13 protein-coding genes are annotated in these 12,784 nt (G+C 47.9%); 4 read left to right on the top strand and 9 right to left on the bottom strand.

The annotated features are described in order from the left end of the window. The first annotated feature begins 155 nt into the window (after positions 1-155). The gene (locus LLH06_RS19310; RefSeq protein ID WP_228170930.1) at positions 156-668 is read left to right on the top strand and encodes a very short patch repair endonuclease; all 513 of its coding nucleotides are present in this window, start codon (positions 156-158) and stop codon (positions 666-668) included. Here the strand turns inward: LLH06_RS19310 and LLH06_RS19315 are convergent. The 3 genes from LLH06_RS19315 to LLH06_RS19325 are packed head-to-tail and all read right to left on the bottom strand — an operon-like array spanning position 619 to position 3,352. Next, the gene (locus LLH06_RS19315) at positions 619-2,262 is read right to left on the bottom strand and encodes a response regulator (RefSeq protein ID WP_228170931.1); all 1,644 of its coding nucleotides are present in this window, start codon (positions 2,260-2,262) and stop codon (positions 619-621) included. The genes LLH06_RS19310 and LLH06_RS19315 overlap by 50 nt on opposite strands. Then, positions 2,243-2,893 (bottom strand): hypothetical protein, encoded by a 651-nt coding sequence (locus LLH06_RS19320; RefSeq protein ID WP_228170932.1) that lies wholly within the window; start codon positions 2,891-2,893, stop codon positions 2,243-2,245. Before LLH06_RS19320 ends, LLH06_RS19315 begins: the two co-directional genes overlap by 20 nt. A gap of 24 nt (positions 2,894-2,917) precedes the next feature. Further along, entirely contained in the window at positions 2,918-3,352 is a 435-nt protein-coding gene (locus LLH06_RS19325; protein ID WP_228170933.1) for a hypothetical protein, read from the bottom strand. Positions 3,353-3,574: 222 nt separating this feature from the next. Here LLH06_RS19325 and LLH06_RS19330 point away from each other — a divergent pair, with 222 nt between their 5' ends. From LLH06_RS19330 to LLH06_RS19340, 3 genes are all read left to right on the top strand, one after another. Beyond that, positions 3,575-4,594: a tetratricopeptide repeat protein gene (locus LLH06_RS19330; protein ID WP_228170934.1), complete on the top strand. Its 1,020-nt coding sequence runs from the start codon at positions 3,575-3,577 to the stop codon at positions 4,592-4,594. A 151-nt stretch (positions 4,595-4,745) separates the two neighbouring features. Next, positions 4,746-5,219 carry a ribonuclease H-like YkuK family protein gene (locus LLH06_RS19335; RefSeq protein ID WP_228170935.1) on the top strand — a complete coding sequence of 158 codons (474 nt, stop codon included), beginning with the start codon at positions 4,746-4,748 and terminating at the stop codon, positions 5,217-5,219. 107 nt (positions 5,220-5,326) lie between these two features. After that, the gene (locus tag LLH06_RS19340; RefSeq protein ID WP_228170936.1) at positions 5,327-5,791 is read left to right on the top strand and encodes an SRPBCC family protein; all 465 of its coding nucleotides are present in this window, start codon (positions 5,327-5,329) and stop codon (positions 5,789-5,791) included. Here the strand turns inward: LLH06_RS19340 and LLH06_RS19345 are convergent. From LLH06_RS19345 to LLH06_RS19370, 6 genes are all read right to left on the bottom strand, one after another. Next, a complete protein-coding gene (locus tag LLH06_RS19345) occupies positions 5,785-6,636 on the bottom strand; it encodes a hypothetical protein (protein ID WP_228170937.1) in 852 nt (283 codons plus the stop codon). The two genes, LLH06_RS19340 and LLH06_RS19345, sit on opposite strands and share 7 nt — an antisense overlap. A gap of 29 nt (positions 6,637-6,665) precedes the next feature. Continuing rightward, positions 6,666-7,922, bottom strand: coding sequence for an acetylxylan esterase (locus LLH06_RS19350; protein WP_228170938.1), 1,257 nt, complete (start codon positions 7,920-7,922; stop codon positions 6,666-6,668). Positions 7,923-8,159: 237 nt separating this feature from the next. Next, positions 8,160-9,485, bottom strand: coding sequence for an acetylxylan esterase (locus tag LLH06_RS19355; protein WP_228170939.1), 1,326 nt, complete (start codon positions 9,483-9,485; stop codon positions 8,160-8,162). A gap of 35 nt (positions 9,486-9,520) precedes the next feature. Beyond that, positions 9,521-10,354, bottom strand: coding sequence for a hypothetical protein (locus LLH06_RS19360; protein ID WP_228170940.1), 834 nt, complete (start codon positions 10,352-10,354; stop codon positions 9,521-9,523). A gap of 38 nt (positions 10,355-10,392) precedes the next feature. Then, positions 10,393-11,631, bottom strand: a complete 1,239-nt coding sequence (locus LLH06_RS19365) for an acyltransferase family protein (protein WP_228170941.1) — start codon at positions 11,629-11,631, stop codon at positions 10,393-10,395. A 63-nt stretch (positions 11,632-11,694) separates the two neighbouring features. Continuing rightward, positions 11,695-12,648, bottom strand: coding sequence for a TIGR01212 family radical SAM protein (locus LLH06_RS19370; RefSeq protein WP_228170942.1), 954 nt, complete (start codon positions 12,646-12,648; stop codon positions 11,695-11,697). Positions 12,649-12,784 lie beyond the last annotated feature (136 nt).

Raw genomic sequence — 12,784 nt, forward strand, 5'->3', positions numbered from 1 at the left:
AAACCTGCACGACCTCTAAGGTTCGGCCATAAAAAGGCGGCTTGTTAACAAGATCTTTACGAAAAGCATTGGTCACCCATAGGTAAAGTGCAGTGCTGGTCGGTCATGATCAGCGCGACCACCGAACATCTGCCGTAAATTTGAGTTAGTGATATATGTCATTGCCCGAAGCAACCGAAAAGATATACATTAGAGATAAGCGCTCACCTACGCCTAAACATGCAGGCGTATCAAAGGTAATGAGCGCCAATAAGGCCAAGGACACCAAACCCGAACTGACCTTGCGTAAACTGCTCTGGGAGCAAGGTGTACGCGGCTACCGGCTCAACTGGAAAAAGGTTCCGGGCCGGCCCGATATTGCCTTTCCTGGTAAAAAGGTGGCCGTATTTGTACATGGCTGCTTTTGGCACCGCTGCCCCATTTGCGCCCGTACGCTGCCCAAGCACAATACCGATTTTTGGAAAGCCAAGTTTGACCGCAACACCCAGCGCGATGAAAGCAAGAAAGAGCAACTGGAAACCCTGGGATGGACGGTAGTGACCGTTTGGGAATGCGAGATCAAAAAGGATGCGGCAGGCGTGACCAAAAGGATCACTGATACACTTGGTAAAGGGCCGTTCACTGATGCTGAAGCACCCGCATCAGCTGCGACAGGTCAACAGGCTTAGTGATATGATCATCCATACCGGCCTCAAAGCATGCCTCTTTATCCTCTAACATGGCATTGGCGGTCATGGCCACTATGCGCGGCTGTTCCTGGTGATGCTTGCGGATGTGGCGCGTAGCGGCCAGGCCGTCCATCTCGGGCATCTGAAGGTCCATCAATACCAGGTCGTAGTTTTGTTTCTCCAGTGCGGCAACGGCCTCTATACCGTTCTCGGCCAGATCAGGACTGTATCCTAACTTCTTCAGGATCCTCATGATCACCAACTGGTTCATTTTATTGTCCTCGGCCACTAATATGCTCAACGGATACAGCTCGGCGTGATCGCTTTGCAAGGTGGCGGTTCGGGCTGGTTGCTGGCGGGCCCGCTGCTGGTCAAGCAAACTCATAATGGCGTTGCTTAGTTGCACTTGCCGTACAGGTTTACTCAGTATATTCACGAACAGGTCGCGGTCGGCCTTGGGCACATCATGCCCTGGGCTGCACAACGCGATCATGGATAAGGCCGGGTATTGCTTGCGTACCGTAACCGCCAGTTCGGCACCTGTACCTACCGCCAGTCCCTGATCAATGATCAATAGCTCCGGCGTCCAACCACTGTTCAATATGCTCAACGCCTCTTGAGCTGATGCCACATCCTTTACCTCCATTTGCCATTGCTGCAACTGCAGAGAGAGGAAATGCCTGTTAGTGTCGTTATCATCTACCAGCAATACTTTTTTGCCGGCAAATACCGAACGGTCAGGCCCAGCAGCAGTAGTAGACTCCTCAGCTTGTGTACCGGGCAGATCGATCACAAATTTGAACTCTGACCCTACCCCCATTTGGCTGCTTACCTCAATGTTGCCGCCCATCAACCCTACCAGTTTATTACTGATCAACAGCCCCAGCCCCGATCCGCCGAACTTACGGGCCGTACTCATTTCAGCCTGCGAGTAGGCCTCAAATAAGGTGGGTATCTTATCGGCGGGAATGCCGATACCGGTATCGCGTACTTTGAAGTGCAGCCTTGAGGCATCGCCGGTATCACTGGTATCGATAGTAAGCACCACTTCGCCTTGCTGCGTAAATTTGATGGCGTTACCGATCAGGTTAATGAGTACCTGCCTCAGGCGCATACTGTCGCCCGTGAGGTGAGTGGGTATGGCAGGATCAATGTAGTAGGTGAGCTCTACCGGTAGCCCCCAGAGTTTGCCTGGGAACAGGTCCATTACACTCTCGATGCAATTGCGCAGCTCGAAGGTGTGGGGATCAAGCTCCATTTTGCCCGATTCGATCTTCGAGAGGTCAAGAATGTCATTGATCACATTAAGCAGGGCCTCGGCGCTTTGCACGATGGCGCCGGCGTATTCCTCCTGCTCGGCGTTCAGCTCCGTGTCTTTAAGCAAGGCAGCCATCCCCAGTATACCGTTCATCGGCGTACGTATCTCATGGCTCATGGAGGCCAGGAAGATACTTTTGGCCTGGTTGGCCTTTTTATGCCTGAAAACGTCTAACTGTTTACGGTAGATCACGATCAGAAAACACACAACAATGGTGAATGAGCACATCATGCCCATGACCACCAATGCTTCTATGTTATCTTTTATTTCGTTCATTTAAAAACGCCACCAAAAAAATGATGTACATGATCAGTACCAGGGTAGCATGCATGCCCCATATCAGCCGGTTGGCCGTTTTGGAAGCCAATTGACCCACTACGTTGGAGAAGATGAACTGGATGATCGCACTGCAAAAATAGATCAGGAAGCCGCCCGCAACGATGCGCCCCGATGTAGTGCTGTGATCCGCCCTAGTCGCATTGTTCTGCAACGAGAGGTACATGATACTGGCCACAATGATCAATATGGCACCTATTGGCCTTGTATACGTGTTGTACTCGTAAATGCTTTGAAAAAAAGTAAAATTGATCACGCAGTACACCGGGAAGGCGATCATGCCCAGGTTGAACCAGGGGTCAAGCTTTCTATCATTGAACGCCAGTTTGTAGTACCACATCACCACCACCGTTTCGAACAGGGTATACAGGTGCAGGCCCGGCATGTTATTGCGGTGCATAGTGGCCACCACTATGCCCGCGATATTGATCAGTAACGCGCCGCAAAGGTAAACGAGCAACCTTTTTAATGGCGGGTCTATCTTTTTATAGTTCAGGAAGCCCGCACCTATAGGCAATAGGGTGCTTGCAGGTACGATCACTCCCTGGTAATAGTATAAAAAACTCCTCATAAGGTTAGGTTATGCCTGTTGGGCTTATCCGCCAAAAAGGGGACTATCTTCATCACAAGCAGTAGGGCAAGGCATGGTGTAATCGTACACTTCCGAATCATCCGGATCATTGATGTCCTTACCACTATCTGCCTTGTATAACACATCTTCACCAAAGGTCTTACCTTCAACCTTGCGCACCGGCACCATCACAAAACTCACATCGTTCACCACCTCTTCTTCAGCAGGTATGTCGATGGTAAAGTAAGCGCGTACCCCTACCAGATCTTCGTTCTGGTGCATCAGTCGTGACAGTTTCTCGATATCGTCCTTAGAGATGTAAACCGCTTTGGGCAGTTTGCGCGCACTTGCCGAAGGGCTCACTTTGGTAACGAAGTTGCGCCAGTTGGTAGTACGTTCGATAGCGGTAGCTACCGGAATAATAACGGTTGTCGGCTGAGTAAGATCAATTTTGGCCATAATGCAATAGTTTAATTTATTTGATAAAAATAATGTTCTTTCAAATAAAAACGCCAAAACGATACTATTTTTTAGCTTTTAAGATCCGCCATTCGTAATGCTAACGCGGCCGCTTTATGAATGCTCAGGCCCCTTGAGGAACCACATCTTGACCCATTGATCGATTCTTGCTTATATTACCCTCCTGCATAAGCAAAACATAAAGCCGAACGTTGTAAAGTTATGACCATGAAGATACCTGCCCGTTATTTGTTCACCTGCATGCTGCTGCTGATCGGCCTAGCCACCCGCGCTCAGGATGCCGGATCACTGATCATGCAGGGCACTCAACTAAGCAACGCCGGCAATTACAGCGCCGCCACAGACCGCTTCCGCTCGGCGTTGGCACTGGATAGCACCAATGTGACCGCAAAATATCAACTGGCCTTTGCGCTTAACGCCATGGGTAAAGGCACTACGGCGCTACCTTACTTGCAGCAGGTAGTAGCTGCGCCTGGTCAAACACCTGCGGTGTTGAGCACTTCATACGGGTTAATGGCCGGCATCTACGACCGATCGGGGCAGGCAGGGCAGGCGATCACCAGTTACCAAAAAGCCTTGAAGATCGATAGTGGTAACTATGGGCTCCTGTATGGTTTGGGACTGGCCTACTTCCGCGACCGCCAGTACGCACAGGCCGAACGCGCGGCCATCAAGGCTATCAAAGCCGACCCGGGACAGGCGGGTAGCATGCGGCTTTATGGGCTGGTCACCTTCCATCAGAACAAGCGGGCACCTGCCTTGCTGAGTTTGTGCTACTTCCTGTGGCTCGAGCCTAAAGGCCCCCATAGCGAGGAAGCCTATACCAACATCCAAAGCATCATTCAAGGTGGTGTGCTCAAAGCCGAGCCCGGCGCCAGGCCGCCACGTACCGATGCGGCCAACCTTGCCTTTAACCAGGCGCTAACTGGCTCGGTAGCTGCCGTGAACAAACGTAAGTACATTGCCCCTGCTGATAGATTCACTGATCAGTTGCAGGCCATATTTACCTCGGTAGGTACACTGGCCCAACGGCAAACGGGTGAGCCTTTCTTCCGTACGGAGCTGGCCACATTTTTTGAGCGGCTGGCACGATCAGGACACATACAGGCCTTCGCGCGCTCCATCGCACAGGCCGGCGATAGTGGCTCGGCGGCGTGGCTGGCATCTCACGAAAAGGAGACCGCCGCACTGGCCGAATGGATGAAAGTCAACAAGCGATAATACCACCAGATCGAGCCACAGCCACCTAAAGCTAAAATGTTGATAAACAGACAAATGTTAACAAATAAATCACGCGCTTTTAACGTTCATATGAATAAGTATCACTTATTTTTATAGACCCCTCTTACGGGTCATCAAAAACCACATCTGTATGACCTGGAGAAAATTTAGCGGCGAGATCCTTCGCACCCCCATTCTCGAAGAAGTTGAAAAGGCCATTGAGCGGGAGACCGCACTGGGCAACAAGTTAAAGGTTTGCATTGGCACCGATTCGCAGGTGAAAGGCGACGTGACCGACCTGGCCACCGTGATCGTTTTTTTGCGCGAGCAGCGCGGCGGTTTCATGTTCATCCACCAGGAACGCACCACCAAAAAATGGAGCATCAAGGAACGCATGCTGAACGAGGTACAGCGCTCCATCGATGTGGCCTACAGCCTGTGCGACCTGCTCGACCTTTATGATGTTGAACTGGAGGTGCATGCCGATATCAACACCAACCCCATGTTCAAATCGAACCAGGCGCTGCATGAGGCCATGGGCTACATCCTGAGCATGGGTTTCGTGTTCAAGGCCAAGCCTGAGGCTTTTGCCAGTTCATATTGTGCTAACAAGATGGTGCAATAGGTACGATAAGCCTTTGATCCTGAACCAACTTAAAATGCCCGGACCGGGCATAAAGGGCACCGCTTGCGCCGGTTAAAACCTTAGCGGCCAATGTTGGTTAGCTATGAGTGAGAACATATGAACGCCGTTGGGAACAATTTATTCCCATTACCCTTGATGAAGCCTGGGACTTCTTTTCGTCGCCGCTGAACTTAGCCAAGATCACGCCTGCCGATATGCGGTTCACGGTAACATCACCTTTTACAGCCGATACAAAAATGTACGCGGGCATGATCATTACTTATAAGGTAAGTCCACTGTTCGGTATCAAAATGAACTGGATGACCGAGATTACGCACGTACAAGACAAGGTTTACTTTGTTGATGAGCAACGCTTTGGGCCCTACGCCTTGTGGCACCACCAGCATCACTTTAAAGAAGTACCCGGCGGAGTAATGATGACCGACATCCTGAACTATGCCATTGGCTTTGGCCCTGCCGGACCTATCGCCAATAAGATATTGGTAAAGAACAAGATCGAGCAGATATTTAGGTACCGCACCAAAGCCATTGAAAAGATGTTCGGTCAATAATCGACCCGCTTGCCCAGGAAGTTATCTATTTTATAGATAAATGCTAACGACCCATTACTGGCAATACCGGTATTACGGCCTATTACGAACTGGCTTGCTGTTAAGAAGAGAGAGATACTACTGTTAAAGGTGTGGCCGTAGCTCAGGCTAACCTGTGTAAAAGTGTAATCGCGTGCGGTATAAATGTTACGGGTAAATGCCGTGAGAACACTCTTGGATATGATCCCCGACACCCCTAAACTAAGCTGATCACGAAATCTTTTATCCAGCGTTATTCCAAATGAAGCGCTGTATCGGTCTTGAATGGGGCCATCGTTACCAAAATATTTACGAACTCCGTTCTCGATACTGAGCGAATAAAAACTCTTACCCAATTTGCCTGCGCCTGAAAAACCCAACCGCAGCTCGCCGCCCGGTTGTGCATAACCCAATCCTTGCGTAGTGTATAAAGGAACAATAGCTGTGCCCTGTAACGTAAAATAATATTTGTAACTGATGTTGGCCAAATAATAACGCAGGCCAAATTCTGCATCACCAAAACCAGACCTTGAAAATGGTGCACTAACGCTATCGGTAAGCCTATAGCTTAAGTAGGGCACCGAAGCGAAAGCTGCCAATTTACGCACAATGCCATACTCGGCACTAACGCTAAAGCTACTAGTGGTGAACGATCCATTATTGGCCCGGTTCACGCGCCTGCCGGTCGAATCCCAATACTGGTGAGAGGTATAATAACTAAAAGATGGCGAAACAATGAACCTGCCCGGCCGCGTTGGCCAGCCACAATAAGCCTTTAAACAAATGAACAGGCAAAAAGCGGTAGCTGAAAGTATCTTTTTAACCAAAACTTAGTGTATTATTCTTGATCGATCTGTTAAAATAAGGCGAACGTATCACGCATCCACCGGCCTTCGTACTCCTTGTAATATAGCGCGACCTCATGCCCCAGATCCGGGAACAGGATCATATGCTTCTTTACCATAAGATTATTGAAGGCCGTATATTCATTATCAGGCGGAGCCAAATGGTCCAGCAGGCCTATACCCATCAGGGTAGGACATTTGATATTGGTGGCAAAGTTCTTGGTGTCAAAATAAGATAGATTGTCCAAAAGCTTTTCCATGGTCAAACCCCGGTTACGCCGTATGTACCGGTTAAAATCGCGCAGTGGCCAAACAACCTTGCCGGGCAGGGCTTTTACATCGCATAAAATAGGGTTTTGTGCCGAACACAATTTAATGCGATGATCCAAACTGGCCGTGGCTATGGATAAAAACCCGCCCATACTTCCCCCCGACACCATGATATTATCATGATCCAGTTCATCGCGCGAAAATATGAAATCGACCATGCGTACACAGTCCATAATGGCACCACGCATCACGTATCGTTTCTTATCTTCTAAGCCTGTAAATATATAATCATCGCGAAGGGTCCGGATCCGGTCCTTACTGTTGCCTTGCCCCCTCACGTTAAGTACCACAATGGCAAGATCTTCGTCTGAACCGAACATGGGCTTCAGATCGACCTGGTAACCTGGTAAACCTAACAATACCGGGAATTTTTTCCGATTGTTCTTGGTTTCGGGTATGGTCATCCATCCACGAACAGTTATATTATCGAGCGACCTCATCTCGATAGCATATACCCGTCTGTTATCACGTGAGGAGTCGGGTAGTTCGGTAACCTTAAAATTGGCCTCAACCTTGGACAAATCTTCGAGGGTCTTTGCCCAAAAACTATCAAAATCGGCGGGTTTGCTATTTTCTGACCTGATCTGGGTAGGATCCACTCCAAAAACGCGCCTTACAGTATCATCATACTCCGGAAAATTGACCATGAACTGCACTTTATAAAACCCGGCAGATTGCTCAGGGATGCGCAGCGTAACATTTTTAGATCCCTTTTTACCGATGCTTACGTTGACCGATCTTTGAGTGACCTCCTTGTCGGCCAGTGTCAGTACTCGATAGCCAAGTGTTCCGGTTTGCTTGCTGTTGAAGGTGTTTTGCAATTCAACATTGTATACAATGCTACTGTTAGCACCAAATACCGCATCTTTTTTTGCGGGCGTACTCTTTATTACCACCTCGCCCTCATCATCCTGGGCAAGTACCCTGTTGCCCTGCAAGATCAAGCATAGCAGACATGCACACAAGGTGATAAGTTTAAAAACAGATATTTTTTGTGCTCTTATAAACATACGTTGATCTAACAAAGCATCAACCGATCACTGACAACTGGTCAAGATCACGGTATCATGCAAAAACATACATGACCGACCGCCTTACGAAGATACGATAACTGCACTTCGTTTGTTTAGGCGTTTTGATCATTATGATCAAATGCGGTATCAATGTCCAAATTTTTAATTAGGCGCCCGTAATGATTCTTTGAACCACAGTAACTGGAACATGAAATAATCAAATGTCATTTCGTGGGCCTTATCGGGCGCTACCTTAAATTCCTTTTGGTCAGTAGTAAGTTTGTTGTACATACCAAAACTGCAGCGCGGCGGACAAAACTCATCTAACAGACCTACCCCCATTAATACAGGCACTTTTATACGGTTTATAAAGTTTTGCGGATCATAATAATCCCATATTGAAAGGAACCTTTGCAGTGTGAAGGTACGGTGAAGTTTTAGGTATTCCTGGAAGCGGCTCATTGGCCAAGTCGTTTTAGGGTACGATGTCCCTATGCGATAAGCATCGTGCATATCAGCGTATAACGGCAGCTCAAAAGTACAGGCCGTTATGCGTTTATCTAAAGCCGCCGTCACAATGGCCAGCGTAGCACCCTGGCTTCCCCCGTAAGCGCAAACGCGGGTAGTGTTCAATTTATAATCGGCGCCTTGCGACATAATGAAATCGAGCCCGCGTATGCAATCCATATAAACACCGTGATAGATATAAAGATCGCGGTTCTCGATATTGGTCAGGTTATACCGGTCGCTTTGGGGAGCAACGGTCTCCCGACTTAAGCCGTTGCCACGCACATCTAAAGAAAAAACGGCAAAATCTGGCTTATCGATCTCAGGGGTCATGGCTATGTTGTAACCGGGCAGTTTGTATATCACCGGCCAGTTCTTCCCCTCGGTGGGTACGGTAAGCCATCCATAGATCTTGGTATTATTCCACGATCGCATCTCCACCTTGTAAACCGTTACATCTTTGGTCGATCGCTTGGCATCCTCGGTCACCTTGTAAGCGGGCGCGATCTTAGCCAACTGATCTTTCGACTTAGACCAAAACTCGCTAAAATCGGCTGGCATGAACGATTCCGTCCTTATCTTCTCGGGGCTTACCACCACCACTTTTTTTACCGTATCGTCATAGTAGCTCAGGTTAAAAGCAAAATGCACCCGATAAACGCCTGCGGCCTGATGCGGGATCCGGATGCTGTAAGAGTTAGAGCCTTTTTTGCCTAAACGAACGCTTTTTGACCCGGTAAAAACTTTCTTCCAATCATCGGTAAGCAGTTCGTAGGTCAGCTTACCATCCTGCTTTACGTTATAGGTGCTTTTTACGTTCAGCTTGTAAGTAATGCTACTATTATCGTCATAGATCGCATTTTTGTTGCCGGGCTTAGTGTCAATAAATATTTCGCCTTTAGGATCATCCTCTTGTGCACGCACCTGGGTCACGGTCCCAAAGGCCATCAAACAAACTAATAATATGGTGAGCTTTGACATGATGAACGTTAACTGAATATATATTGATGATCTGATCAAAACTTAAATATAGCAAATACGGCAAAGCCCGAGCCTTGCGCCGCGTTCTCTCCTGTCAGCGTGGTAAAGCCACTGCCGAAAATTGAGAACTTGTTGGTGAACTTGTATCCGTAATTTATCGATCCTTTAATGTAATAACCGTTATAAACCAAATTAGGATTAATGGCCACTAAGTTGCGATTGGTGCTGTAGGAGCTGATGCCACCAATATCTGCGCTGAGTTGATGTTTTTTGCGCTTATCTAATGCCGAACCAACGGTCAACGATGCTACGATCTGGTTGGGTCCCTTCTCATCAAAATAATGGCGAAACCCGGCCTCGGCATTAAAGTATGACGGGCCAGCCAGTTCACCCGCGAACATCAGTTTGCCCTCGGTGCCCAATACACCGTATCCTAAGGTATTACCCGTATTTTTTATGGTGTACAGCGGTGCGATCACCGTGCCCTGCACTGATAGAAATCTCTTGTATTTCCAATGTGCGATGTTGTAACTTAATCCAAGTGTGGCATCTCCCAGGCCGGCAACAGATGGCAGTCTGCTACCCCCTATACTACTGGTTTGGCTTGTAAAGTTAACGCTGGCCAAAATATCAGCCCGGCGGCTTATGCCTACCCCGCCGTATAACCCTACCGAGTATGCGTTAAAACGGCTGCCGTTGCCTCCGTTTATTTTATTACCGTTTTGATCCCATTGGTTCTTTGAGGTATAATAGGTGAACGAGGGTGTGAAGATGTGTCTGTACTTGCCTATAGGCCAACCTGCATACACATTGGAAACGCTGCCAATGAGCAATATGGTGAAAACACTTAACAGGTAATTTTTTTTCATCGATCAGCAGTGTAACAATAGTTCTATTAGGGTATAATTTAATTTTTGATCAGCGATGGGTCGTTATTTGGAGTGCGGGGTTTAGCCTTGATCAGAAGATCAGAATTGCGGATATAATGATTCAGAGGCTCTTCTATCATTTTAAATAACAATATCGATGCCGCATTCAATAGCACGAACTGTATCACAAGGTTCACCACATCGTTCTCCAACGGCGAGTGCTCAAAGGATAGACCGTGCTTGTCATAGAAATCGAAGATGAGATCGTTGCCCCAATTTAGCAGATCATTAAGCAGATCTTTGATGTAGCCCAGGTGGATCAGGTAAAAGATGTATGAGCTTTTGCCTAACAGTTCCACAAATTTAAAGGATAGGATGGTCTTGAACACGGTGCTTTCGGTAAGAAGCCCGTAAAAGAACATGGCTATACACGGTGGCAGCAGGTAATTGTTAGTAAGGATACCGAACGGGTTATGTAAACCGGCCATCCATCCTTGGGGGATGCTTAGTTGCGACATGATGCCCACGCAAACCATCATCAGCAAAAAGCCTAAATAGGTGTATTTGATCTTGTTGGTACGTGTGGTGCCCCGGTTGAGCATAATGAGCGCCAGCTGTATACCTACAAAGAACTCGAAACAACGCCCCAAAAAGGTGTATACCATGGTAAAGGTGAAGTTGCCGAAGAAACCGTAGAAGTTGACATTACGAAAGATGACCACCAGCAGCAAGCCTACCGCCGTAATGAGCGCGGGTTGTAAAAAGAATACCCTGATACGCTTGTTGATCAAAAAGATGAACGGGGCCGAGAAGTAAAAACACTCCTCTACCGTGAGCGACCAGCCCTGCGCTATACCCGTATCCCACAATTGCGCAAAAAAACCACGTACAAAGGTCACGTGCATAATGAGTAGGCCCAACGGGCTCGGAAAGCCATGCGTGATCTTTTGATCGCCGGTAAAATAATAATATACAAAGGCCAATACCGTGAGCAGGAAGTACATAGGATAAATGCGTGCTATCCTATTTTTTAGATACTGCTTGAACCAATCTTTAGTTAAATGAAAATTATTATAATAGCGGAATGTGATCAAAAAGCCTGACAGCACAAAGAATATGGTCACACCCATATGAAATTCCTGTAGAAATCTTTGCACAGCATGGGGAAAATTCCCGTCAAACACGTAATCAAAGTGAGATATAAAGACCAGATACGCTGCTAACGCACGTACACCGGTAAGGGCAGGTATGTAATTAGGCTGGTTTCTTTGCGACACGATAGGCTGTTTGAACTCTAAATTAATGATCAGTTCATTACAAAGCAAATACCAGATCCAAAGTTAACGCCAGGCAGAGCCCTGTATCACACCCCGATCAATGATGCGCTGATCGATGTAGTGCTGTATCTCTGATTTTTTTAACTGCCAGTTAGGGGCTATAAGCAATTCGCGGTCGCTCAGTCCGAAAAGGCGCTGTACCACCACATCGGGGCGTACCAGCGGCAGCAGGTCGCACAAAAAGTCGGCATACTCATCAATACTGAACAGCTTGAACGGTTCGCGCTTGTACTTAACGCCCATTACCGATCCCTCAACGATGTGCAGGTGATGGAACTTCACGAACTTGATCTGCGTGTGGCGGTTGATCTCGTCAGCATAGCGCAGCATCATATCACGCGTTTCCCACGGGAAACCAAATATGGTATGCACGCAAATATCCAGCTTGCTGTTCTCCACCAGTTTCAGTGCGTTCAGCAGGTCCTCATGGCTACATCCACGGTTGATCTGGTCAAGCGTTTCGTTGTAAATGGATTCCATGCCCATTTCCAGGTCCACATCAAAGCGGTCGGTATAGCTTTCTAACAGAGCTATCTTTTCAGCATCGATACAGTCGGGCCGGGTACCTATAGATAGACCTACGGTGTTCTCCGGATCAACGCTCAATGCCTCGTCATACATCATTTTGAGATAATGCGTTGGTGCGTAGGTATTGGTATTGGGCTGAAAGTAAATGATGAACTTATCGGCCTTGTTACCGTTGCGGGCGCGCTCGATACCCCTGATCACCTGCTCGCGCAAATTGGGAGTGCTGCGCGATACCGAGGGCGTGAAAGAGTCGACATTGCAGTAGGTGCAACCTCCGTAGCCTTTGGAGCCATCGCGGTTAGGGCAGGTGAAACCACCATCAACGATCACTTTGAACACGCGCTGACCATCGTACTTGTTACGCAGCCACGCGCCGTAATTGTTATATCCCTTAAACCCCTGTCTAGCTGTTGTTTCTGTTACCTGCATGTGAACCACAAAGATACAAAATAGCCGCAATGTACTGTCCGTGTGTTGTTGATATTGCTTTGTGCTGATGCACGTACCATATCAGCGCATATCAAAACAATGACACCTTAGGATAAAAAATGAACCGGATACCCGG

Origin of the sequence: Mucilaginibacter daejeonensis (assembly GCF_020783335.1) — a bacterium.
In the GTDB taxonomy this organism is placed as follows: Bacteria; Bacteroidota; Bacteroidia; order Sphingobacteriales; family Sphingobacteriaceae; genus Mucilaginibacter; species Mucilaginibacter daejeonensis.

What these genes read in the sequence shown, in the direction of transcription:
- LLH06_RS19325 (WP_228170933.1), bottom strand. Translation starts at nt 3,352, where the DNA reads ATGGCCAAAATTGATCTTACTCAGCCGACAACCGTTATTATTCCGGTA.
- LLH06_RS19370 (WP_228170942.1), bottom strand. Translation starts at nt 12,648, where the DNA reads ATGCAGGTAACAGAAACAACAGCTAGACAGGGGTTTAAGGGATATAAC.
- LLH06_RS19360 (WP_228170940.1), bottom strand. Translation starts at nt 10,354, where the DNA reads ATGAAAAAAAATTACCTGTTAAGTGTTTTCACCATATTGCTCATTGGC.
- LLH06_RS19330 (WP_228170934.1), top strand. Translation starts at nt 3,575, where the DNA reads ATGACCATGAAGATACCTGCCCGTTATTTGTTCACCTGCATGCTGCTG.
- LLH06_RS19335 (WP_228170935.1), top strand. Translation starts at nt 4,746, where the DNA reads ATGACCTGGAGAAAATTTAGCGGCGAGATCCTTCGCACCCCCATTCTC.
- LLH06_RS19310 (WP_228170930.1), top strand. Translation starts at nt 156, where the DNA reads ATGTCATTGCCCGAAGCAACCGAAAAGATATACATTAGAGATAAGCGC.
- LLH06_RS19315 (WP_228170931.1), bottom strand. Translation starts at nt 2,262, where the DNA reads ATGAACGAAATAAAAGATAACATAGAAGCATTGGTGGTCATGGGCATG.
- LLH06_RS19355 (WP_228170939.1), bottom strand. Translation starts at nt 9,485, where the DNA reads ATGTCAAAGCTCACCATATTATTAGTTTGTTTGATGGCCTTTGGGACC.
- LLH06_RS19320 (WP_228170932.1), bottom strand. Translation starts at nt 2,893, where the DNA reads ATGAGGAGTTTTTTATACTATTACCAGGGAGTGATCGTACCTGCAAGC.